19 protein-coding genes, 2 tRNA genes and 1 pseudogene are annotated in these 23,599 nt (G+C 52.2%); 8 read left to right on the forward strand and 14 right to left on the reverse strand.

All coding sequences use genetic code 11. The features are described 5' to 3' along the window. Positions 1-108: 108 nt before the first annotated feature. The 3 genes from NTH01S_RS04280 to NTH01S_RS04290 all read left to right on the forward strand — a co-directional run bounded on the left by NTH01S_RS04280 (position 109) and on the right by NTH01S_RS04290 (position 4,648). On the forward strand, positions 109-1,068 hold the full coding sequence (locus tag NTH01S_RS04280) for a bile acid:sodium symporter family protein (protein WP_068169955.1): 960 nt from the start codon (positions 109-111) through the stop codon (positions 1,066-1,068). Between the two features lie 123 nt (positions 1,069-1,191). Further along, positions 1,192-1,956, forward strand: coding sequence for a sulfotransferase family 2 domain-containing protein (locus tag NTH01S_RS04285; protein WP_068169960.1), 765 nt, complete (start codon positions 1,192-1,194; stop codon positions 1,954-1,956). 217 nt (positions 1,957-2,173) lie between these two features. Next, positions 2,174-4,648, forward strand: a complete 2,475-nt coding sequence (locus NTH01S_RS04290) for a TonB-dependent receptor (protein WP_068169963.1) — start codon at positions 2,174-2,176, stop codon at positions 4,646-4,648. 232 nt (positions 4,649-4,880) lie between these two features. On the opposite strand, the gene NTH01S_RS04295 is transcribed toward NTH01S_RS04290, so the two are convergent. Beyond that, positions 4,881-6,410: a Do family serine endopeptidase gene (locus NTH01S_RS04295; protein WP_068169966.1), complete on the reverse strand. Its 1,530-nt coding sequence runs from the start codon at positions 6,408-6,410 to the stop codon at positions 4,881-4,883. 113 nt (positions 6,411-6,523) lie between these two features. Between NTH01S_RS04295 and NTH01S_RS04300 the strand changes: the two genes are divergently transcribed. From NTH01S_RS04300 to NTH01S_RS11560, 3 genes and pseudogenes are all read left to right on the forward strand, one after another. Further along, the gene (locus NTH01S_RS04300) at positions 6,524-7,672 is read left to right on the forward strand and encodes an Mrp/NBP35 family ATP-binding protein (protein WP_068169969.1); all 1,149 of its coding nucleotides are present in this window, start codon (positions 6,524-6,526) and stop codon (positions 7,670-7,672) included. A 68-nt stretch (positions 7,673-7,740) separates the two neighbouring features. Next, a tRNA-Thr gene (locus NTH01S_RS04305) sits at positions 7,741-7,815 on the forward strand. A gap of 145 nt (positions 7,816-7,960) precedes the next feature. Continuing rightward, a pseudogene (locus tag NTH01S_RS11560) lies at positions 7,961-8,718 on the forward strand (IS6 family transposase). A 19-nt stretch (positions 8,719-8,737) separates the two neighbouring features. Here the strand turns inward: NTH01S_RS11560 and NTH01S_RS04315 are convergent. The 3 genes from NTH01S_RS04315 to NTH01S_RS04325 form a co-directional block, all read right to left on the reverse strand. Continuing rightward, positions 8,738-9,289, reverse strand: a complete 552-nt coding sequence (locus NTH01S_RS04315; protein WP_068169977.1) for a hypothetical protein — start codon at positions 9,287-9,289, stop codon at positions 8,738-8,740. Between the two features lie 109 nt (positions 9,290-9,398). Then, positions 9,399-10,625 carry a dicarboxylate/amino acid:cation symporter gene (locus tag NTH01S_RS04320; protein ID WP_068169980.1) on the reverse strand — a complete coding sequence of 409 codons (1,227 nt, stop codon included), beginning with the start codon at positions 10,623-10,625 and terminating at the stop codon, positions 9,399-9,401. A gap of 162 nt (positions 10,626-10,787) precedes the next feature. After that, positions 10,788-10,863: transfer RNA gene (locus NTH01S_RS04325), tRNA-Lys, on the reverse strand. A gap of 153 nt (positions 10,864-11,016) precedes the next feature. Here NTH01S_RS04325 and NTH01S_RS04330 point away from each other — a divergent pair. Beyond that, entirely contained in the window at positions 11,017-11,349 is a 333-nt protein-coding gene (locus NTH01S_RS04330) for a DUF6525 family protein (RefSeq protein WP_068170133.1), read from the forward strand. A 124-nt stretch (positions 11,350-11,473) separates the two neighbouring features. Here NTH01S_RS04330 and NTH01S_RS04335 read toward each other — a convergent pair whose 3' ends face one another. The 4 genes from NTH01S_RS04335 to ssb all read right to left on the reverse strand — a co-directional run bounded on the left by NTH01S_RS04335 (position 11,474) and on the right by ssb (position 16,049). After that, positions 11,474-11,962 (reverse strand): peptidylprolyl isomerase, encoded by a 489-nt coding sequence (locus NTH01S_RS04335; RefSeq protein WP_068169983.1) that lies wholly within the window; start codon positions 11,960-11,962, stop codon positions 11,474-11,476. A gap of 32 nt (positions 11,963-11,994) precedes the next feature. Further along, a complete protein-coding gene (gene coaD / locus NTH01S_RS04340; RefSeq protein ID WP_068169987.1) occupies positions 11,995-12,504 on the reverse strand; it encodes a pantetheine-phosphate adenylyltransferase in 510 nt (169 codons plus the stop codon). 1 nt (position 12,505) lies between these two features. Beyond that, positions 12,506-15,337: a DNA gyrase subunit A gene (gyrA, locus tag NTH01S_RS04345; protein WP_068169990.1), complete on the reverse strand. Its 2,832-nt coding sequence runs from the start codon at positions 15,335-15,337 to the stop codon at positions 12,506-12,508. A gap of 154 nt (positions 15,338-15,491) precedes the next feature. Then, a complete protein-coding gene (gene ssb, locus NTH01S_RS04350) occupies positions 15,492-16,049 on the reverse strand; it encodes a single-stranded DNA-binding protein (protein ID WP_068169994.1) in 558 nt (185 codons plus the stop codon). Positions 16,050-16,154: 105 nt separating this feature from the next. Between ssb and uvrA the strand changes: the two genes are divergently transcribed. Beyond that, the gene (uvrA, locus tag NTH01S_RS04355) at positions 16,155-19,082 is read left to right on the forward strand and encodes an excinuclease ABC subunit UvrA (RefSeq protein ID WP_068169996.1); all 2,928 of its coding nucleotides are present in this window, start codon (positions 16,155-16,157) and stop codon (positions 19,080-19,082) included. A gap of 45 nt (positions 19,083-19,127) precedes the next feature. Here the strand turns inward: uvrA and NTH01S_RS12060 are convergent, their stop codons facing one another. From NTH01S_RS12060 to NTH01S_RS04385, 6 genes are all read right to left on the reverse strand, one after another. After that, positions 19,128-19,910 (reverse strand): hypothetical protein, encoded by a 783-nt coding sequence (locus NTH01S_RS12060; RefSeq protein WP_245642156.1) that lies wholly within the window; start codon positions 19,908-19,910, stop codon positions 19,128-19,130. A 140-nt stretch (positions 19,911-20,050) separates the two neighbouring features. Beyond that, on the reverse strand, positions 20,051-20,332 hold the full coding sequence (locus NTH01S_RS04365; protein ID WP_084366972.1) for a superinfection immunity protein: 282 nt from the start codon (positions 20,330-20,332) through the stop codon (positions 20,051-20,053). 120 nt (positions 20,333-20,452) lie between these two features. Further along, positions 20,453-21,445 (reverse strand): flagellar basal body P-ring formation chaperone FlgA, encoded by a 993-nt coding sequence (gene flgA, locus NTH01S_RS04370; RefSeq protein WP_245642157.1) that lies wholly within the window; start codon positions 21,443-21,445, stop codon positions 20,453-20,455. Then, entirely contained in the window at positions 21,445-22,236 is a 792-nt protein-coding gene (gene flgG, locus NTH01S_RS04375; protein ID WP_068170002.1) for a flagellar basal-body rod protein FlgG, read from the reverse strand. The genes flgA and flgG overlap by 1 nt, the downstream gene beginning before the upstream one ends. Before the next feature lie 31 nt (positions 22,237-22,267). Then, complete coding sequence (gene flgF, locus NTH01S_RS04380) at positions 22,268-23,005, reverse strand: flagellar basal-body rod protein FlgF (protein ID WP_068170140.1); 738 nt, start codon at positions 23,003-23,005, stop codon at positions 22,268-22,270. Positions 23,006-23,118: 113 nt separating this feature from the next. Next, positions 23,119-23,589, reverse strand: coding sequence for a RidA family protein (locus NTH01S_RS04385; protein WP_068170144.1), 471 nt, complete (start codon positions 23,587-23,589; stop codon positions 23,119-23,121). Positions 23,590-23,599 lie beyond the last annotated feature (10 nt).

Genomic DNA, 23,599 nt, shown 5'->3' on the forward strand with positions numbered 1-23,599 from the left:
AAGCTATGAGTGTCCGCCCAAATGCTCAAAGGCACAACCTTTTTCTGCTTTTATCAAAGCGAAAACAGTCATTTGCATCTTAGAACAAACTGCGCCCATATAGAGATCATGAAACGTCTCGACCCTTTCCTCATGGCTCTCATCGGCGCTGTCATGCTGGCATCGTTCTTGCCATGTCATGGCACTGTCAGCCTATGGCTTTCAAACGCCGTCACAGTCCTGATTGCACTTATGTTTTTCTTCCAAGGTGCCAAACTGGAACGAAAAGCCATTGTCGAGAGTGTCCGGGACTGGCGTCTTCAGGGTGGTGTGCTGCTCTGCACCTTTGTTCTCTTTCCCTTACTGGGAATCGCGCTCCATCACCTCTTTAAAACACTCTCTCCAGATGGGTTGATCGGGGATGGCCTATGGAGTGGTATTCTCTTCGTGTGTTGCCTGCCCTCCACCGTGCAATCCTCCATTGCGCTCACATCCATTGCACGCGGCAATATCCCTGCTTCCATTTGTGCAGCCACCATGTCGAACATTGCCGGAATTATTCTTACACCCGTGCTCGCTGGCTTACTTTTGGGCAGCGCCCATAATAGCGGCTCTTCCCCTCTCCATGCCATTCTCGATGTGAGCAAAGAATTATTGCTGCCCTTCCTCCTAGGACAAATTGCTCAAAAATGGCTTGGCCCCATCGTAAAAAAGCACAAATTCCTCATCTCCATGACCGATCGCGGCTCCATTGTTCTAGTCGTCTACACCGCCTTTAGCGCGGCCGTCACAGAAGGAATATGGCACCGTGTGTCCAGCATGCGCCTCATTGAAATCGCCGCAATTAACTTTATCCTGCTTATGCTCATCCTTATGATTTCGCGCCTGTTAGGGCGTAAAATGTCCATCGAAAATTCGATCTCTCTACAACTCTGCGGCTCAAAAAAATCGCTCGCATCCGGCGTACCCATGGCGAGTGTGATCTTCCCGGCCTCCACGGTCGGCATCATCGTTTTACCACTCATGCTTTACCACCAAATTCAGCTTTTTACCTGCACATTGCTCGCCCGGAAGTACGGCAAACGGTAAGCGGCAATTATGTTTCATTTTGTTTCTATTTTTTACGACCTCACATGCTTTTCATCGCTATCCTTCAAGGCACCAACACTTAACAATCAGCATTAATACAGAAATGGCATCTAGCATTTTATCATGAACACAAACGCCACCTTAACACTCCGAGAGACTAGCCCCCCTCTTTCCACCTCTCTGCCATGCCCCCCAACAGATGACTGGGCCCGTCGCGCCTTAGGATCTCTGTTCCGTGTGCAGCAATTTAACGACATCCATGAGCGCGCGGCCGATCTCAACCTTCCCCTTCCTTGTGGACGCAAACGCACACACCGCCTGAATACCATTCTAAAATCTGGCGTTCTCTTTATTCATGTTCCCAAAAATGGTGGCACATCTGTATGTGACCAACTCTATGGTGGCCTCATGATGCATGAGAGCATCCGCTACTATCAGCATGTGGCACCAGACATGGCGCAGATCCTGCCCAGTTTTGCCATTTGGCGTGATCCGGTCGAACGCTTTATATCAGCATGGTCTTTCGCGCGCCGTGGCGGCACCCAGCGCGTCCGCATACACCCATCAGTCAATGCACATTACCGCACATTACACACGTTAGATGACGCGATTTCCCTCGTTGAAAACGCATCCAGCCCTTACGAAGTCGATCATATTTTTCGTCCCCAACACTGGTATCTGTGCAACCGCCAAGGACAACTCGCCGTTTCAAAACTCTTCTCTATGGCGCAAATCAATGATCTGCCTCAGTATATCCCCCAGTTAAAAAAACGCTCTATTCCTCATCTCAATAAAAACGCTCACGCCGTGCATGTGACAGAAACTCAAAGGCGCCGAATCCAAGCGCTTTACGCGAAAGATGAAGCGTTAAAGGCGCACCTTACCTAAAAATACACACCAAAAATTTCATCCCCCATGTCACTATACTGTCATAAAACTCCCTAATTCTGCGGAAAAGCCTGCCCTCACTACAGCAAACGTTGCAGATATATCACGAATAAAATATGTCATTTCTTATCAACGCAAGAAATGTTGCTCCACCTTAAAAAGCGTGGTTTCGGACATCTCGACCTTCCTATCGGAAACGAGAAAGATCACGCTGCTCATGCGCCTGACACGCCTTCTATCGACCTCCGCCCTCATCGCACTGGGAACGTTGCCCGCTTTCGCTGCTCCTACATCCAGCACGGATGCTAAGAAGCCAGCAGCAAAAGCTGAAACTCAGATCATGGCACCGTCCATGATGGGCAATACATCTCCAACGGATTACCATGAAGAACACGTAACTGTGCATGCACAGCACCGTTACTTCGATGGTGTCACACGCAATGCTGTTGGCGGCGGCCTGATGACAAAGCAAGACAGCGCAAAGTCTGTCTCTGCTGTGTCCCGTGACTTCATCAGCAAGCAAGTCCCAGGCAGTGACCCAATGCAGCTTATTTCGCTGCTCCCAGGTGCCAATGTCACGGCAACAGACGCCATGGGCCTCACCGGCAGCTCCATGAGCTTGCGCGGCATGGACCAGACGCAAGTCGGCTTTACGCTTGAAGGCTTCCCGATCAACGATATCGGCAACTACGCTGTATACTCACAAGAAATCGCAGACCCTGAAAACCTGCGCACCGTGAGCATGGCCCAAGGTTCAGCCGATTTGGACAGCCCACATCTCAGCTCTACCGGCGGTGTGGTTGATATGTACATGGTCGACCCCGCCATGAAGAAGGGCGGATCTTTCGACGTTTCCTACGGTTCTTACAACGCGACACGCGGCTTCCTGCGCCTCGATACGGGTAAGATCGGCAACACGAACCTGCGCGGTTACTTCTCCGGCTCCTACGCGTCCGAAGACCGCTTCAATACCGATTACACAAACCGTAAGCTGCACGCAGAAACGAAGTTTGTGAACGACTGGGGTAACGGCAACCGTATCTCCCTCGCGATCATCGGTAACCGTTTGTACAATTACCTAACCCGTAACGTTTCGATGGCCAGTTGGAACCAGTACGGTCTCGGTGTTAAAAATGCTTCCGACCCGAAAGGTCTGCCCAACACTCAGTGGGATTCAAACTTCAACCCCTCAGCAAGTGATGGCGGCGCATCTTACTACAAGCTGCACCAAAACCCGTTCACCAATATCTATACTAGCGCGCCATCAACCTTTCATCTCTCGGACCACCTGACCCTGACCGAAACGCCCTACTTCTGGTACGGTGAAGGCAATGGCGGCTCTGCCTATAATACAAACCTTTCCAAGATGCAGTGGGGCAAACAAAGCCTAACCGCTTCTTTGAACGGTAAAAGCTCATCCGGCTTACTGTACAACCCTTCAACATCCACCACCTATCGCCCGGGTAACGTCGCGAAGTTGACACTAACAACAGGCGCAAACCGCCTGATGGTCGGTTACTGGTTCGAATACTCCAAACAGCTTCAAACCTCCCCATACACAGGGATTGGTGCTGATGGTAACCCGTGGAATGTCTGGGCTGCTGGACCTAACGCCGTGCTGTCTAATGGTCAAACATACCAATACCGCAGCACATTGACCCAAACCCGCGTCCATACAATGTTCATTGGTGACACATTATCACTGCTGAACAATAAGCTGACCATTGATGCAGGCTTCAAATATGCCATCGTCATGCGCAGCGGCCATAACTTCTTGCCGGACACATCCACCGGGCCATATATCAACAAATCTTGGCAGCAGCCTCTGCCAACTGCCGCGATCCGTTACCAGCTCGATGCAGAAAACCAATTCTTCATCTCAGCGGCTACAAACTTCCGTATGCCTACAAATGCTGCACTGTACGACGCAGGCAACTACAACACGACAACAAACAGCTACTCCACACGCGCTAACGTCAACCAGAATACTGAGATCTCTATTTCAGAAGAAGCTGGCTACCGTTACACGGGCCACACCATCATGGGTTCCGTCACATACTTCCATTATAACTTCACCAACCGCCTTTTTAACCAAACACAGTGCCTCGATGCACAGTGCAATAACTTTTACACCACAAGCTTGAACGGTGGCGGTCAAACCACCAACGGTGTAGACGCAGAAATCGGCACGCGCCCCATTTTCTACCACCTGCGCCCCTATGCTTCGTTCGAATACTTGGACTCACGCTTAGGCAGCAACCTCGCCGGTACATCTACAAAAGGCGGTTTCGATTACCTACCAACCAAGGGCAAAGTGGCTCCTGAAGCACCACACTACCAAGCTGCCTTCAACCTTGATTATGATGATGGCCACCTGTTCGGCGGATATAACGTCAAATACGTATCCAAGCAGTACTCCACTTTCATGAACGACCAGTCCATCCGGGGCTACGTCCTCATGAATGCTAATATCGGCTACCGCTTCGCCGATGTCGGCTTCCTCAAAGCACCAAATGTACGGGTGAACTTCAGCAACCTGACCGACCACGCCTATCTCGGCTTTGTAAAAGGCATCCAAGGTAACGCCAATACCACCACCGGCATCAATGGCCGTACCATCAAAGGAAGCACTCCAACCTACTCTATTGCGGCTCCATTCTCCGCAATCGCATCGGTTAGCGCAGGCTTCTAAAACACTGTCTCTCCGCACAGCATAGTGCGGGGAGACACGCACCAAAAAAAGGCCCGGGCCAAAGCACCCGGGTCTTTTTTTATGTCTAACGCATCACCCTGAATCATTCTGATGTAAGCGTTCTTTTTTCCTATTCGTGAGAGCTCAGATCCCCCTGACAACACTCACCACCAGAACAGTCAAAAGTCTTTTTGCTTCCTTTTTCTTCAGAAAAAGAAGCCCCCTACAGGCCTCAATCCGTAGAAAGCGGTACAGGAACCCAACGCAACCCATCATCATCCTGCACTAAAAGCAGAGCCTCGTTCTTCTTTTGCTCTTTCACACGGCTCAACTCCGCCGCCAAAGCATCTGGCGTATTCACCTGAACTTGCCCCACCTGAAGGATCACATTCCCCACGGCAATGCCACGCAGCGCCGCCGTGCCTGATGAATCCACATGATCCACCATAACCCCACGCTGATCATCAGAGAGCGCATATTGCGTCCGTAATTCCGCATTAATGGCACTCACTTCCAGCCCCAACATCCCAACAGCCTCTTTGGCATGCTCCGGCGGATGCGTATCAGAAGGCGGCATATCCGGAGGTGTCGGTGATTTACCCAACGTAATGCCGAGCGCCTGCACATTCCCTTTGCGCCATACTGTCAGCGCCAATTTTGCCCCCGGTGAATAAGACGCCACAATGCGCGGCATCGTCTGCCCCGTCACATCGCGCTCCCCCACGCGCATAATCACATCACCGATCTGTAAACCCGCCACAGATGCCGGGCCGTGCGCATCAACCTGTGAGACAATAGCCCCATGCCCTACTTTGCCATCCGCACCATGAAAATCGAGGTCCTGCGCCATATCAAACGTCACATCTTGGAAGCGCAGCCCCAACCACCCACGGGACACATGCCCATCCCGCCGCAACTGCTCAATAATGCCGCGCGCATCATCCGACGGTATCGCAAAACCAAGACCTATGGAGCCACCACCTGATCCACCATAAATTAACGTGTTAATCCCGATGACTTCCCCTGCCATATTAAACAAAGGACCACCGGAATTTCCGCGATTAATCGCAGCATCCGTCTGGATGTAATCATCATACAAACCGCGCTCAACATTACGACCACGTGACGAAATAATCCCCGCCGTCACGGTCCCATTCAACCCAAAAGGGTTACCAATGGCCAACGCCCAGTCACCAATCCGGGCCGCGTCACTATGCCCCAAAGGCACAGCAGGCAACGGATGATCCGGCTTTACGGATAACACAGCCAAATCCACCTGACTGTCACGCCCAACAATCTTTGCCGGCATTTCCGTCCCGTCATGCAGCGTCACAACAACCTGATCCGCCCCTTCAATCACGTGATTATTGGTCACAATAATACCAGACGGATCAATGATGAACCCAGACCCAAGGCCCTGCACCCGGCGTGGAGGGCGGTTCGGCGCAGGCTTGCGCTTCGTATAATCATGCAAAAATTTATCAAGCGGAGAGCCCGGTGCACCTTTCGGCACTTGCGGCCCCGAAGGTGGACTCGCATCCGAGCCTTTCTCATCATCTTGATCCGGCTTCAATACCGCAGCAATCGAGACATTCACCACAGAGGGCAAAAGCCTGTTCGCCAAATCAGCAAAACTAACGGGGGTGCGCGGCGCCATAATAGCCGCCTCCACCCGAGCATCCGCACAAGCAGGCGTAACGGACGCGCCTAAAGCCAGTGCAGTAAGACCAAATAAGGAGGATCGGAAGCAAGTTCGGGTCATATCAACACGCTAACGCATAAGGCCAAATGCCGCTACACCTCTTCAAGATGCGGACCTACTCTCTCTATGCTAGGCTACCCCCAAACGAAAAGCGCATATTGAGATTAGCGGCCATGACGGACGAAACCCTCCCCCCTTCACCACCCCCCTCTAACCCAGACCCCCTAACCGAAAAACACATCATCGATATTTTGAAACGCCCAAACGGCCAAACCTCTAACGTGCTCGCCTTCGCACGATTAGAAGGCGTTTCTATCCAAGAAGGCCACGCCCATGTTGCGCTCTCCACCTCACGCGAAGATGCGGCACGCCTAACACCTCTTCGCCAAAATATTGAGGCCGATATTGCGCGCCTACCGGGCCTCTCCGGCGCAACCCTTTCGCTCACATCACACCGAAAAACGACCAGCCCTCCACCCTCAACACCGCCGCAAAGTGCCGGCCATCGTCCCTTTAATCTGGGCAAAGGCAAACCAACCCACGCCATCCTCCCGGGCGTCAAAGCCGTTATCGCCGTTGCATCAGGCAAAGGGGGCGTCGGAAAATCAACAACAGCCGTCAACCTCGCCGTCAGCCTTGCACAATCCGGCCTCAAAACCGGCCTTCTTGATGCCGATATTTACGGCCCCTCACTCCCCCGCATGCTCGGTCACTCCACCCGCCCCGAAGTCCGAGACAGCCGCATTATCCCACTTGAAGCATGGGGCATTAAAAGCATGTCCATCGGTTATCTGGTGGACGAAAAACAAGCCATGATCTGGCGCGGCCCCATGGTCATGGGCGCACTAACCCAATTCCTCGGTGAAGTCGAATGGGGCGAACTTGATGTCCTCGTCATTGACATGCCCCCCGGCACCGGAGACGCACAACTGACCCTTGCCCAAAAACTCGGCCCCAAACTGGCCAAGGGCGGCGCTGTTATTGTGTCCACCCCCCAAGATATTGCCTTGCTCGATGCCCGCCGTGGCATCGCCATGTTCGAACGCATGGAAACGCCCATTCTCGGCATTATCGAAAATATGTCATATTTCTGCTGCCCCAACTGCAACCACCGCACTGAACTCTTCGGTCATGGTGGTGCACGCGCAGAAGCCGAGAGCGCTGGCGTGCCTTTCCTAGGGGAGATACCCCTCCTCGCCGCCATTCGCAGCAGCGGCGATGACGGAACCCCTATCACCCTCTCCGCACCAGAGAGTGAAGCTGCCCAAGCTTATACCGCCTTAGCGCAGGTCATTGCCAAAGGCCTCGAAGATAAGGCCTAAATTCTTCTCAAAATCGTAAATTTCATCTTGACCCTGAGGCCGACACATGGAAAAACGGCCCCAAGGTCGCCGGGTTAGCACAGTGGTAGTGCAGCGGTTTTGTAAACCGAAGGTCGGGGGTTCAAATCCCTCACCCGGCACCAGTAGCCTTGTCCCGTATGGGGCCGTAAGTGTTTGTATATACACATTTTAAGGCTGTTATCTGTCGTTTCTGATATTAGAACAACAGGTACAAAACACCTGACGAAATCAACAACCATTTAACGATGATATCACATTAACTCATGCATGTTAGCTAACGGGCATGAACAGGTTCCCAATGAGTTACAAACGGCATCGTTTTCCGCGTGAATTGATAGCCCATGCAGTGTGGCTGTATTTCCGTTGAGCTTTCGCTTGATTGAAGAAATACTGCTCGAACGTGGGATTGTGATATCGCATGAGACGATCCGTCGCTGGAGCCTGAAGTTTGGTGCTGCGTATGCCCGCAGTTTGCGCCGCAAACGTGCCAAACGGGGCGATCTAGGCATTTTGACGAAGTCAGGATTGTCATTGGCGGCCAGATACATTGGCTGTGACGCGCTGTCGATCAAGACGGTTATATTCTTGATGAAATTCTTCAAAAACGGCGTAATACCAAGACTGCCAAGCGTATCCTGACCAGCCTTTTGCGCAAGCAAGGCGTGCGTCCCCGGCGGATGATCACGGATAAGCTGAAATCGTATGGGGCCGCGAAGCGTAAACTTCGTCTTTCTGTTCAGCATCTTTCCCACAAGGGACTGAACCATCGAGCCGAAAACAGCCATTTGCCGCTTCGAAAACAGGAACGGACCATGCAAAGATTCCGTTCTCCCGGCGGATGTCAGGGGTTCTTAACCGTCTTCTCGGCCCCCCGTAATCTCTTCGTTCCACCTGCCGCTAACGCCAACGCACTCACACGACATATTCATCGTCTCCAAGCCTTCGCTCAGTGGAAAACCACGACTGCTCTCGCAGCCTGTGAATGCGCTCAAAATCAGACGCCTTCAGCTCAAAAAAAAACTTAATGTGACATCATCGATCAGACTACATAGCCCTAGCTGATCGCCCGATTGACGCCAGCATCTTTTGTCTTATCAATCCGCTGACCGGGCGTATCAGGTACCAGTAAGGCGTAAATTTTCGTGTTGCCTCGATGTCGAGGCAATAGACGCGGGTTTCAGTAGCAAGGCGTGTCCGGTTGTTACCAAGCCGTTCGACAGAAAAGTTTAGGGCCAGTTTAGCTGCCCCATGGTCGTTGAAACGCACGAAGTCTTCACTATCTTGCAAAGGAATCTGCCCATAGTCTGCCCGCCAGAAACGGCCAGCGAGGCCAAACACCACTTCATTGTCCTCCGAATGCTCTAGAAGCGTAAAGTTTCTCAGGCTGAATGGTCGTTTGGCTGAAAGTGGGCTTCCTTTGATTCGATCAATGATCTTATTAGGCAATTCCCGAATGACAATAGCCGCACGAATGATTGGGTCATTATCTGGTTGATAGTTTATGGCGACCCGCAGCACATTAGAATAATGTGCATTTATTTCCAGTGTATGACGTTCGTGAAACTGAAAAATAGGAACATATTTGTCTATAAGCATTATTTCGAAAATCTCTTTTTTACATAACGCATACTATAATCGGTTCCTATTCTTGCTTTCATCCATTGAAAAGACACCTCATTATCGACATGCCGCCCTATCACATGCCTCATTCTACGGTTTTACCGTCATGAACAAGCATGTTTTCCCACTTCCCAACAACAGCCGTCGCCAAAGAATTCCCGATCACATTGGTGGCCGAACGCCCCATATCAAGAAATGTATCCACACCCAGGATTAACAAGATACCTTCAGTCGGGATATTAAACTGACCCAGCGTCGCTACAATCACAACAGATGATGCACGCGGAATCCCCGCCATGCCCTTACTGGTCAACATAAGCGTCAACAGCATTACAATTTGCGTGCTCCACGGCAGGACAATATCATAAGCCTGCGCAATAAAGATGCTCGCAAAAGTGCAGTACATCATCGTGCCATCGAGATTAAACGAATATCCCAGCGGCAGCACAAAAGACGAAATCTTACGCGAAACCGGGAATTGCGTAATCCGCTCCAAAATCAACGGATAGGCAGCTTCAGAACTCGCCGTTGAAAATGCCAGCAAGAACGGCTCACGCATCAGACGCACCAACCGCAGTGCAGACTTGCCCAAACACAAGAACGCCACCCCGATCAAGCACACCCACAGCAAGAACATGGCGAAGTAGAACTCACCCATGAACTTTCCATAGGTCAACAAAATCGCAAGACCATTGGTGCTGATCGTCGCAGCCACAGCACAAAAAACAGCGAACGGAGCCAACAGCATCACATAATTCGTCACTTTTAAAATGATGTGTGCGAGGCTCTCCGTCCATTCTAAGAAAGAGCGTCCCTTTTCTGGCTGAGACGCACACGCAATGCCTACGAAAACAGCAAAAACAACAACCTGAAGAATTTCATTATCGGCCATCGCCTTAAAGCCAGAATCCGGCACGAGATGATGGATAAAACTATCCAGCGTCATACCGCCCGCACTCAGATGCGTAGCCTGCATAGCATTGACTTGGTGCAGACCAACGCCCGGATGCATCACATTGACCAGCACCATACCCAATGTCAGCGAGAACAAAGACGCCCCGACAAACCAGAGCATCGCTTTCCCACCAATGCGACCAACCGTCTTCGCATCCGTCATACGGCCAATACCGGCAACCAGCGTGGAAAAGACCAATGGCGCGATAATCATTTTGATCAGACGCAGAAAAACAGTCGATCCAATGGAGATATCTGCGGCGAAACTCTGCCGCATAGCAGCATCGACCACGACATTATGGATCACCCCACCCGTGATGATGCCAAGCACTAAGGCAATCAGAATGAACAAAGTCATCCGGTTTTTCTGCAATGTTTGCGTCCTTTGAAAGATCCGTGTCTCAGCGTCTTTTAACGCTCTTGATACGTTTTTTCCAAATAGAAGCTGAAAACAGCATAATTCTGTAACGTATCCAAGGATCACGCTACCAAAGCAGAGTATATTTTTCAGAGGAAAGAGTGGTGAACCGGCTGGGACTCGAACCCAGGACCATTCGATTAAAAGTCGAATGCTCTACCAACTGAGCTACCGGTTCATCTGGCGCGGTGTTTACGAAGGATCAGCCTTCGGGTCAACACCAAAGAGGAAAAAAATTAAAAAACCTTCGATTTTCAGCGTAATAGCGAGGCCTTGCTCCACAGAAGCCTTAAATGTTATGATATATCATAACTTATTTTCTGTGACTGCCATGACAAAACCTGACCTCAACGACCGCACCTTCCGCGACCAAATTTGGCAACGTTTCGACGGTGATGCATGGGAAGCCTTCGACCAACTTCCCCCTTCCATACGCCAAAGACTAGCAGAGCATGTCTATGACGCATGGTCGGTGAATGCACTCATGCTCTGGAAACACTACAAACGCATATATGGCCGCACGCAACGAGCAGAACGCGCCTTGATGCGCTACCTTGATTATTGTGAGCGTCTGGAACGACAAGATTTCGCCACCCGCTATGCAGCACAATACGGCATCCCCTACCCGCATGATGCGGCAAAAGTGAGCGTCCTACGCGCATAGACATTCATTCTCGCCTTCATGATATGCGGCAACCAACAAGCTGCCCTTGTATAACTCCAAACATAAAAAAAACCGGCAGGATCACTCCCGCCGGCTTCAAAAACCTCATCAAAGCCCTGAAAAATCAGGCTTCAACATAAGCTTTCACAATAGAATCTGGGTCTTTAACCATACCTGATGCACCCGCACCACGCTTGATTTGATCAACCAGTTCCATACCTTCCACAACCTGACCCGCAATCGTGTACTGGCCATTCAGTGACGGTACGTTCTCAAACATAATGAAGAACTGGCTGTTCGCTGTGTGCGGCGCCATGGTGCGCGCCATACCCAACGTACCACGCTCAAACTTCGCCTGATCCGTGAACTCAGCCTTAAGGTCTGGGTATTCACTACCACCCGTACCCGTTCCGGTCGGGTCACCACCCTGCGCCATGAAACCTTCGATCACGCGGTGGAACTTCACGCCATCGTAAAAGCCTTCACTCGCCAGAAGCTTCAAGCGCTCCACAGCCAGAGGCGCTAGGTCAGGGCGCAGTTCAATGACAACCTTACCCGTCTTAAGTTCAAAAACCAGCTTGTTACCTGCTGGGATCGTCGCGTTCTCAGACATTCATGAAATCCTTCTGAATCCGGTTAGGCCCTCTATGTCGCCTCTCTACAGCTTTTCGACAAGACAACCCGCGCCACTTCCTCACTCACAAAGGAAGAAATATCACCGCCAAAACTGGCAATGTCCTTCACAATATGACTAGCCGTTGCGCGATGCTCATCAGCAGAGAGCAACAGAACCATTTCTATCTCCGGAGCAAGGCGACGCATCACTCCCGAGATTTGACACTCAAAATCAAAATCACCCGCAGAACGTAGCCCACGCACAACCGCTCCTGCGCCCACGGCACGCACAGCATCCACAAGCAGAGTATCAAACTCCACCACCGTAATCCGCGCTGCCTCCGGTAATTTTGAGACCTCCTGACGCAGCAAGGCTAAACGCTCCGCACGCGTCAAAAGAGGTTGTTTTCCACCATTCACCCCTACCCCCACGACCAGCTTGTCAAACAAGCGGGCCGCACGAGCAATAATATCCATATGGCCATACGTCACAGGGTCGAACGTCCCCGGATAAAACGCCATACGTGGGTTAAGGGCCATATTATTCACCTACGCTAGATGAATCCCCTGCCTCGTGTGTCGGTGCAGCTTGCGTCTCTGGAGCAGCATTAACGTCTGCGCCATCTACAACAGCCTCATCACCTGTTTCCCCGTCATCCTCGACAACTGGGAACACACAAATCACCGTCTCATGATCATTCAGGCGGAACAACGTCACACCAGCCGCTTGGCGCGCCATAATACGAACCTGCGACACCGGCAGACGAATCAAACGCCCTGTATCCGTCACCAACATTACATCGGTACCCGGCAACGTTGGCAACGTTCCAACCACTTCTGTCCCACGACGCGTCGCCGAGAACGTCATGTTCGTGATACCCAAACCACCACGACCAGAAACACGGTAATCATACGCTGAGGAACGACGGCCAAAACCACCATCGGTCACGGTAAGAAGCACTTCTTCCTGCGCTTCCAATTCTTCAAAGCGCTCTGGCGTCAGATCACCCGTAACTTCAACAGCTTCATCATCAGCAGATGCAACGTCTTCTTCTGCGCCCTCTGCCAAAGCAGCATTTTCTGCACGGCGCTTTGCATTCGCCATACGCAGATAGGCCGCACGCTCTTCAACGCTCGCATCCACATGGTTAAGCACACAGAGCGAAATAACCTCATCGCCCTCTGCAAGCTTAATACCACGCACACCAGAGCTGCCGCGTCCTGCAAAGACACGCAAAATATCATCGGTGATTTGGAAGCGAACACAACGCGCCTTACGCGTCGCCAGGAAGACATCCTGCCCCTCACGGCATGTCGCCACACCGATCAAAGAATCTCCTTCATCCAGCTTCATCGCAATCAAGCCAGACGCACGGATATTACGGAAATCACTCAGACGGTTACGACGGACATTCCCACTCGCCGTTGCAAAGACGAGGTGCAGATCATCCCACAACTCCTCATCCTGCGGCAAAGGCAGAACAGCCGTAATGGCATCGCTGCCCAACTCCGGCAGCAAATTCACCAGCGCACGCCCCTTAGAGGTCGGGGACGCCTCCGGCAAATGCCAAACCTTCATGCGGTAGGCTTTACCACCAGAGGAGAAGAACAAGACCCATTGATGCGTATGCGCGTTAAAGCTGCGGACAATCACATCATCACCACGACGGCCCGCCGCCGTACGACCACGCCCGCCACGGTTTTGTGAGCGGAACATCTCCAATGGCGTACGCTTGATAAAGCCGTCACGGGTAATGGTCACAACCATCTGCCCCGGCTCAATCAGGCTTTCATCCGACTGATCACCCAACGCATCCGAAATCTCACTCATACGCGGCGTCGCAATTTCAGCACGCGCGGCCATGAGTTCATTGCGCATGACATCCATACGACGAGGATGGCTACCGATAATATCAAGAAGATCTTCGATTTTTACGGCAACTTCGCCCAACTCACCTTGAATTTTATCGCGTTCAAGGCCTGTCAAACGCTGCAAGCGCAGTTCCAAAATACCACGCGCTTGCGCTTCCGTCAGACGCACCTTGCCGTCAATAACGACATTGCCCTCATCATGGATAAGCTCAAGCAACGGAACAACTTCGCCCGCATCCCATTCACGCGCCATCAAAGAGGCACGCGCCGTCGCTGCATCTGGCGCACTCCGAATGAGCGCAATAACCTCATCAATATTGGCAACAGCCAACACAAGACCGACGAGCAAATGCCCACGGTCACGCACCTTATCAAGATCAAAACGCGCACGGCGCAGAATGACGTCCTCACGGAAGCGAATAAACGCCTCCAGAACATCCTTCAGCCCCATCGTACGTGGCTTGCCTTCATCCAACGCCAGCATATTCACGCTGAAAGATGTCTGAAGCTGCGTGAAACGATAAAGCTGATTCAACACCACATCCGGCGTCGCATCGCGCTTCAGTTCGATCACAACACGCATACCGGAGCGATCGGATTCATCACGAATATCCGAAATGCCCTCGATTTCTTTCGCGCGTACGAGATCCGCAATCTTTTCCTGAAGCGTTGCCTTGTTCACCTGATACGGAATCTCGGTGATAACAATCGCCTGACGGTCCTTACGGATTTCTTCAATTTCCGCACGTGCGCGCACCGGTACCGAACCACGGCCCGTTTCAAACGCCTTACGAATACCGCTACGGCCCATGATAATCCCACCCGTTGGGAAATCAGGACCCGGAATAACCTGCATCAGCTCATCCAGCTCAATGGCCGGATTAGCGATGACTGCTAGCGTGGCATCAATAACTTCCGCCGGGTTATGCGTCGGGATGTTCGTCGCCATACCGACGGCGATACCAGACGCACCATTGACCAGAAGATTAGGGAACGTCGCCGGTAAAACGCCCGGCTCATATTCGCTTTCGTCATAGTTCGGCTGGAAATCAACCGTTCCACGATCAATATCATCAAGCAGGAAGGACGAGGCTTTAGCCAAACGCGCTTCCGTATAACGCATCGCAGCCGGGCTATCACCATCGACCGAACCGAAGTTACCCTGACCATCAATCAACTTGACGCGCATGGACCATGACTGCGCCATACGCACCATGGCATCATAAATCGAGCTATCACCGTGCGGATGGTATTTACCCATCACGTCACCAACAGCACGCGCTGACTTACGGTACGGCTTATCCGCCGTAAATCCGCTCTCGCGCATCGCGTATAAAATACGACGATGAACAGGCTTTAAACCATCACGAACATCCGGCAACGCACGCGAGACGATGACCGACATCGCATAGGCCAGATAGGAGGAGCGCATCTCCTCCTCAATCGTCACGGGAAGACGGCCGGAAGGCACAAGATCAGTCGGCTCATTCAACTCGGTCAAGACAGGTCCACCACACTAGAAAACAGAAGATCAATATACTCCAACCGACGCCAAGACGCTACTCTCCCCCGGTCATTAAGACATTGCGCATAAAAAAAAGCCCGACACCACAATGATGCCGAGCTTTTCGCAACGTAATATATCAGGCCCCAAATCAGAACGGGATTTCATCATCCAGATCGTTATCACGTGATGAATCCCAGCCGCCCGGGCTCGAAGCGCCACCGTGAGACGGCGCGGAGCCACCGCGAGAGCCGCCACCCTGCTGATTACCCGCAGGCGCACCACCGCCATAGTTGTTACCGCCACCGTAACCACCGCCTTGGCCACCATAACCACCACCAGCATCACCGCCCGATGAACGGCTATCCAGAAGCGTCAGATCACCCCGGAAACGATCAATCGTCACTTCCGTCGTATAGCGCTCTTGGCCGGACTGGTCCGTCCATTTACGCGTACGCAGTTCACCTTCCACATAAACCTTGCTGCCCTTCTTCACGAAGCGCTCAGCAACACCCGCCAAATGCTCGTTAAAGATGACCACACGGTGCCATTCCGTCCGCTCTTTACGCTCACCAGACTGACGGTCATTCCACGTGTCAGACGTCGCAATCGTCATGTTCACAATTTTAGAACCCGATTGCGTATGGCGAATTTCAGGGTCACGCCCCAAATTCCCCACCAAAATCACCTTATTGACGCTACCAGCCATGACGTTCCACTCTATTTTCGCGAATTGTTCTTTTCAAACCTTCCCAAACACCTAACATAGTAAGACGGTTGACCACACCCCCTTTGCGCGTGGTTTCCACATCCAATGCCATCCTCTTTATCGGTGTGCCAAAACGTGACTTTTCCTGAGAACAACGCCATTCGCGTCCGGGGCGCCCGCGCCCATAACCTCAAGAATGTTGATGCCACCATCCCACGGGATTCTTTGACCATCATCACCGGCCTCTCCGGCTCCGGCAAATCATCCCTCGCTTTCGATACGATCTATGCCGAGGGCCAGCGCCGCTACGTTGAGAGCCTCTCCGCCTATGCACGCCAGTTTTTGGAGCTCATGGGCAAGCCAGATGTCGACTCCATTGAAGGCCTTTCACCCGCCATTTCGATTGAGCAAAAAACCACATCGAAAAACCCGCGCTCAACCGTCGGTACCATCACAGAAATCCACGATTATATGCGCCTGCTCTGGGCACGCTCAGGCACACCTTACTCCCCCACAACAGGCCTACCGATTGAAGCGCAAACCGTCAGCCAAATGGTTGACCGTGTCATGGCCATGCCAGAGGGCACGCGCCTGATGCTCCTCGCCCCCGTCATGAAAGACCGTAAAGGAGACGGCAAACGCGAACTCGCCGAACTCGCCCGCAAAGGCTTCGCCCGTGTGACCATAGACGGCACACTCTACGATATTGCTGACGCCCCCGAATTAAACCGCAAAACACGTCACACGATTGAAGCCGTGATTGACCGTGTCGTCGTCAAAGAGGGCCTCGAAACACGTCTGGCCGATAGCTTCGAAACCGCTCTCGAACTCGGCGATGGCGTCGCCTTCACCCAAGATGTCAAACGCGCTGGAGAAGACGGGGAAGCCACCCGAACCATTTTCTCCGCACGCTTCGCCTGCCCTGTTTCCGGCTTCACCATTGCAGAAATTGAGCCACGCCTCTTCTCGTTCAATGCCCCCATGGGTGCCTGTCCCTCTTGCGACGGCATCGGCACTGAAACGCATTTTGACGCCAACCTCATCGTACCTGACGACAGCCTAAGCTTAGAGGATGGTGCCGTCGCCCCATGGCAAGGCAATGGCGCCGAGTGGTACGCCCAAACCCTCGCCGCACTCGCTCGCCATACGGGCGATACCATGCAAACCGCATGGCGTGACCTCAAACCCGAAACGCAAGACCTCGTTCTCTACGGCACCAAAGAACCCATCGCCATTCCTTACCGCGATGGCAGCACGGTCCACACCGTCACCAAACCCTTTGAAGGTGTCCTCAAAACACTCCAGCGCCGCATGGCCCAAACAGACAGTATCCATGTCCGTGATGCTCTCACCCGTTACCAATCTGAAAAACCCTGCCGCACCTGCCAAGGCGCGCGCCTCAAGCCTGAAGCCCTATGCGTCAAAGTCAGTGACCTCAACATCGCCCAAGCATCAGACATGCCCATCCGGCAAGCGCTACACTGGTTTTCCCACGTTGAAGGCACCCTCACACCACAAAAGGCCGAAATTGCACGCCGCATCCTGCGCGAAATCACAGACCGCCTGCACTTTTTGGATGATGTCGGCCTCGATTACCTCACCCTCTCGCGCGGCTCCGCCACATTATCCGGCGGTGAGAGCCAACGCATCCGCCTCGCCTCACAAATCGGGTCTGGCCTCACCGGCGTTCTCTATGTGTTGGACGAACCCTCCATCGGCCTACACCAACGGGATAATGAACGCCTCCTCGGCACATTGGAGCGGCTAAAGCGCCTCGGAAACACCGTCATCGTCGTCGAACATGATGAAGACGCCATCCGCGCTGCCGATTACCTTATCGATATGGGGCCAGGGGCTGGCACACGCGGCGGCAATGTCATCGCCTATGGTACGCCCGCTGAAGTCGCTCAACACCCAGATAGCATCACCGGCGCTTACCTCTCAGGCCGCAAAGCCATCCCAATCCCCGCCATACGCCGCACAGCCCGCGAAACACTCACCCTGCATGGCGCACGCGGCAACAACCTCAAAGACATCACAGTCGATATCCCACTCGGTACCTTCATCGCCGTCACAGGCGTCTCCGGCGGCGGAAAGTCCACCCTCGTCATTGATACACTCTACAAAGCGCTCTCACGCAGCCTCATGAAATCCAGCGTATCTCCCCTGCCTTATGACCGCCTCACCGGCGTGGAGCATCTGGATAAAATTATCGAAATTGACCAATCTCCCATTGGCCGCACACCGCGCTCTAACCCCGCCACCTATACAGACCTCTTCACACCCATCCGTGATTGGTTCGCTGAACTGCCCGAAGCAAAAGCACGCGGCTACAAACCCGGGCGCTTTTCCTTCAACGTCAAAGGCGGACGGTGCGAGGCCTGCCAAGGCGATGGCGTTTTAAAGATCGAAATGCACTTCCTTCCGGATGTTTTCGTCACCTGCGACACCTGCAAAGGTGCCCGCTATAACCGGGAAACCTTAGAAGTTAAATTCCGTGGAAAATCCATCGCCGATGTCCTCGCCATGACGGTGGATGACGCACTCCCCTTCTTCCAAGCCGTACCCCGTATCCGCGACAGGCTGGCCATTCTCCAACAAGTCGGGCTCGGTTACGTCGCCCTTGGCCAGCAAGCAACCACCCTGTCTGGCGGTGAGGCACAACGCGTCAAACTGTCCAAAGAATTGGCCAAACGCGCCACAGGCCGCACCCTCTATATTCTCGATGAGCCCACCACCGGCCTGCACACAGAAGATGTTCGCAAACTGCTCGACGTGCTGCATGCCTTGGTCGAACAAGGCAATACCATTTTGGTCATCGAGCATAATCTAGAAGTCATCAAAACAGCCGATTGGCTGATCGATATCGGCCCTGAAGGCGGAGATGGCGGCGGCCAAATCGTTGCCCAAGGCACACCGGAAGAAATTGCCGCCTGCTCAGCCAGCCATACTGGGCGCTTCCTTGCCCCTCTTTTGAAGGATAGTCCTCACAATAACCGCCCCAAAGGCAGCAAAAAGAAGCCTAAAAAGTAATCTCTTCAGGCTGCACGACCGATACTGAAGCTTCTATATTTTCTGTCAGCGTCGTCCTGTTGACAGGTAAAACATGGCCAGCATAGCGGGGGTAAAGAAAAATAGGCTGGCCAAACACATTAGAGCGGACAGAAGGCCATAATTTCCTATAATTCCCACGATTGAGAAAAATGGAATTGTTGTTCCCAGGACAGTACCTCCAATTACTCCGCCGAAATAGAAATCAGAAAAATACATATGAACAACAGGTAGAATATTCCGAACGTACCAATGTACAAGCCAGAATGCAAAACCAGTGGCACTAAGGAAAATAAACCAGCTTGGTATGCCCAATCCTTCGGCAATAAGCGCCATATCGCCATGCGAACTCAGCGCACGAAGGGGAGCGTAACTCCAGACGTTGAAGACGTTAAACGCCATCAGCCATGTAAAAAACCACATGCATGTGCGCCTCCAAAATGTCTGTAGAGGTTGCTTCCCTAAAATGCACAAAATGTAACCACAGATTATACTGCCTCCACCATTAGCAATTAGAGGGCCAGCAGCAGCGATTAATGCTCCTTGTATTCCACTATGTGATGCAAAGATTGCTGCATAATGAACATTTTCGTCGATCTGCTGCTGCATAAGAATATTATCAATGGTCGGTTGGCCATAGTTCAGTGCAAAAGGATTATCTTTCCAACCCATTGCCCATGCTGTGAATGAATGAGCGAACTCATGCAGGAAAAAATCGATGGCATGAGAAAATATCACAGAAATAAAGACTATAATTCCATAGGTATATGGAAGAGCCATTTTCTTCATTAAATTCCTAATACCCGTCACAATCAATATCCTACCCCAAATAATATCATAATAATCTTGTATCGACTTTCTTATTACAACACACAAACAATACTAGTGATGCAGCATCCCGGAAAGAGAAGAGAAAAACCTCTCCTCTCAACGCCCCATCACCATACTGATCAAGAGCGCCCCCAACCCGGCGGTGGCGCATGAGGGGGCACACCACCTTGAGGACCAACCCCAAACCCACCTTGCCCCGGCAAAACAGGCGGAACCCGATGCACCCGCCCAGGCATCGTCAACGCCATATACAGCGCAATAAACCAGCCAAAAAACGTCCACCCCACCAATAAATTCGTAATACACACAAGACCGACATAGTCAGAGCGGCGGTTCAGCGCGATAATCGACGGTAAAAAAAATAAAACCCTAAACCAAATATCGGCAAAATGACAAAAAATAAGACTAAAATCGAAACACCATCATGATTTACATGGTAATAATAATGACAATCCATAAGTCATCCCCACATTATACAGCGTGAATTCGGCCATATTTTCCCGTTCTGCGTCAATCAAAACTTACAAGGCCGGAAGCTTCATGAACGCCTTATGCCCATGCTCCCCCACAGCCAGTGGTGTTGCCCCCTCCAAAACATCCACCGCACTACGCCCCATCACACGTCCCGTTAAGATCATCTGGCTCGTACCATTATACACATGCACCATATCCCCCTTACCTCCCGCGTCTAACACCGTGCCAGACACCGTAAGATTGATGTTAGGACCATGATACGTCACCACCACAGGAGTGCCGCGCTGTACGATTTGTGGCCGCAATAATTGGGAACTCCCCAGCACCGCGCCCGCGCGCTCAGCATTGCGCACTACCAGCCCTACAGCATCACCTTCTGCAACCAGTGCATCATCTGGCACCCCACCTAACGGCACCAAACCTGTCGTCACATCTTCCGCTAAAACAGTCTCTCCGGCATGGACCGAACGCCGCAAAATCACCCCTCGTACACTCGCCTGCACCGCCCCCGACACTGTCAGCATTGTACCACCCTGCGCCCCAGCATGACGAGGCACACGAAAATACGCCGTAAAATGCTCCCCGCGCCCCGGATGCTCCAACCGCACTAAAACAAGCGGGCCTTGATCTTCAACGGGCACCGCAAACGATGTAAAACTCTCGAGCGACACTTCAATTTCCGCATGTTCTGGCACGATCAAAGCTTGCCTAATCATCGGCAATATATCATCCGCAGTCACCCACCGCGCATCACGCGTTAATGTCACCGAAGCCGAAGGAGACGCCTCCTGCCAGTCTACCCCAAATTGTGCTGCAATGGCCGTGAGCTGATCTCCTCCCACCGTATAATGCTGCCCTAAAGCGGGCGCATCGCCAATTTCTACATCTTGCCCCGGCGTTAAACCCGAAAAGAGATCTGAAAGCTGAATACGGTCATGCCCAATATGAGCCGAAGGCCGTAACGTCGCCGCCTGAACTTGCCCCATGAAAAGCAGCAGCAGCACCAACCACATCACATGAAGCTGACGCCGCCGCATCATTAGCGGCCACCCAAATTATTCAACGTCTGCATCATGTCATCAGAAGACGTAATCACTTTACTATTCATCTCATACGCACGCTGCGCCGTAATCAAATCCGTGATCTCAGACACAACATTCACATTTGATTTTTCAACATAACCCTGCATCACGCCCCCATAACCCGTCGTATTAGGCGTACCGACTTGTGCATCACCAGATGCCGCGGTCTGAGTTAGTAAGTTTTGGCCCATCGCAGCCAAACCATTTTCATTCGCAAATGTCGCAAGCTGTAACTGTCCAACAACCGTTGCCGTATTCTGCCCCGCCACCGTGACACTCACCTGACCAGACTGATCAATACTCACGCTCTGCGCGTTTGATGGAATCGTAATCCCCGGATTAACCGCATAACCATCTGCCGTGACCAACGCGCCGTTACTATCCATGGAGAGCGTACCATCACGCGTATAGGCCATTTGCCCAGATGGAAGCTGCACTTGAAAGTAACCACGCCCCTGAATCGCCAGATCCAGCGAATTACTCGTCTGCTCCAAACTACCCTGATCATTAATCCGGTAAATCGCCGCCGTCTTCACCCCCAACCCCACCTGCGCGCCGGAGGGAACGGTGGTGCCTGTATCAGAAGACGTCGTGCCGACACGCCGCAAATCTTGATACATCAAGTCCTGAAATTCAGCGCGCGCACGCTTATAGCCCGTCGTACTCATATTCGCGATATTGTTGGAAATCGTTTCAACATTGGTCTGCTGGGCCTGCATCCCGGTGCCGGCAATATCAAGAGAACGCATCAGGTCTCAATCCTTCATTTAAACATGAAAATCAGGCTGAAACCTGAACAATTTTATCGATGGCATTTTGCTGGCGTGTCGCTTCCGCATTCACAAATTGCGCCATAAACTGAAAATTCCGCTGTATATCCAACATCTTGGTCACTTCGCTCATCATCTGAACGTTGCTCCCCTCAAGCATCCCTTGCGCCATATGCGGTTGCTGAACCGCTTGCGTCGGCTGATCTGTCATAAACAGATGACCACCCTGTGCTTTCAACGCATTTTCATCCGTTACCGACACAACGGCGATATGCGCTTGGTCACCACTTTCTGTTGATAAAATACCATCGCTCGAAATGCTGATTTTCTGGTCACCTTGTGGGATTTTTATCGGTTGCCCGGCGGTATCCAAAAGCGCATTACCGCTCTCATCCACAATGGTACCATCTGCCTGCTGCTCAAAACGACCCGCACGCGTCAAACGCACGCCATCCGGCGTACGCAGTTGAAAATAACCCTGCCCACCCAGCGCTACATCGAGCGGATTTCCCGTTTGCTGTAAATCACCCTGCTGCACATCACGATACGTCGCACGATCTTGCGTGTAGGCCTGCGTTTCCGCACCATTGGGCTGCCCGGCATGTTGATGTGAGAGATAATCACTAAACAAAATGTCTTCGCGCTTAAAGCCAACGGTCGACGCATTCGCCATATTCGTTGCAATGACAGACATCGCACGCTGCTGCGCGTCCATCTTCGATAACGCGATATAAGTCGTATTTTCCAAGACCCAAGACTCCGCCACGCTCTAAGCACGCCAAGAATAGGATCAAGATACTTGCTAAATCGTTAAAAATTGGAGGGTAGAACCCCGCAGCGCTCTACCCCTCTTCGTCAAAATCAATCGACTTCGAACAAAGCTTCTACCTCAACGGGTGCATTCAGCGGCAGGCTTGGCACACCAATAGTGGAGCGCGCATGACGGCCCGCATCACCAAAGACCTCAACCGCCAGATCAGACGCACCATTCATCACAACAGCATGCGTCACAAAGTCCGGCGTGCATGCAATGAACCCACCCAAGCGCACAACTTTACGCACACGGGACAAATCACCGCCCAAAGCAGCCTTCACTTGTGCAATCACATTGATCAAACACGCCTTTGCACATGCCACACCTGTTTCAGCGTCAACATCACCACCGAGCTTACCGGTAGCAAGGAGCTTACCGTCCACCAATGGCAACTGGCCGGACACAACCAGCGTATTCCCCGTACGGGTCACAGCCAAATAATTAGCAACAGGCGCAGCTGCTTCCGGCAGCGTAATCCCTAAAGCAGCGAGACGGTCTTCGTAGTTCACATCAGCCATGTCGATCATA

The sequence above is a fragment of the Neokomagataea thailandica NBRC 106555 genome (assembly GCF_001598495.1).
In the GTDB taxonomy this organism is placed as follows: Bacteria; Pseudomonadota; Alphaproteobacteria; order Acetobacterales; family Acetobacteraceae; genus Gluconobacter; species Gluconobacter thailandicus_A.

Coding starts and splice junctions, on each gene's coding strand:
- NTH01S_RS04280 (WP_068169955.1), top strand. CDS start 109: ATGAAACGTCTCGACCCTTTCCTCATGGCTCTCATCGGCGCTGTCATG.
- NTH01S_RS04285 (WP_068169960.1), top strand. CDS start 1,192: ATGAACACAAACGCCACCTTAACACTCCGAGAGACTAGCCCCCCTCTT.
- NTH01S_RS04290 (WP_068169963.1), top strand. CDS start 2,174: ATGCGCCTGACACGCCTTCTATCGACCTCCGCCCTCATCGCACTGGGA.
- NTH01S_RS04295 (WP_068169966.1), bottom strand. CDS start 6,410: ATGACCCGAACTTGCTTCCGATCCTCCTTATTTGGTCTTACTGCACTG.
- NTH01S_RS04300 (WP_068169969.1), top strand. CDS start 6,524: ATGACGGACGAAACCCTCCCCCCTTCACCACCCCCCTCTAACCCAGAC.
- NTH01S_RS04315 (WP_068169977.1), bottom strand. CDS start 9,289: ATGCTTATAGACAAATATGTTCCTATTTTTCAGTTTCACGAACGTCAT.
- NTH01S_RS04320 (WP_068169980.1), bottom strand. CDS start 10,625: ATGACTTTGTTCATTCTGATTGCCTTAGTGCTTGGCATCATCACGGGT.
- NTH01S_RS04330 (WP_068170133.1), top strand. CDS start 11,017: ATGACAAAACCTGACCTCAACGACCGCACCTTCCGCGACCAAATTTGG.
- NTH01S_RS04335 (WP_068169983.1), bottom strand. CDS start 11,962: ATGTCTGAGAACGCGACGATCCCAGCAGGTAACAAGCTGGTTTTTGAA.
- coaD (WP_068169987.1), bottom strand. CDS start 12,504: ATGGCCCTTAACCCACGTATGGCGTTTTATCCGGGGACGTTCGACCCT.
- ssb (WP_068169994.1), bottom strand. CDS start 16,049: ATGGCTGGTAGCGTCAATAAGGTGATTTTGGTGGGGAATTTGGGGCGT.
- uvrA (WP_068169996.1), top strand. CDS start 16,155: ATGCCATCCTCTTTATCGGTGTGCCAAAACGTGACTTTTCCTGAGAAC.
- flgA (WP_245642157.1), bottom strand. CDS start 21,445: ATGATGCGGCGGCGTCAGCTTCATGTGATGTGGTTGGTGCTGCTGCTG.
- flgG (WP_068170002.1), bottom strand. CDS start 22,236: ATGCGTTCTCTTGATATTGCCGGCACCGGGATGCAGGCCCAGCAGACC.
- NTH01S_RS04385 (WP_068170144.1), bottom strand. CDS start 23,589: ATGGCTGATGTGAACTACGAAGACCGTCTCGCTGCTTTAGGGATTACG.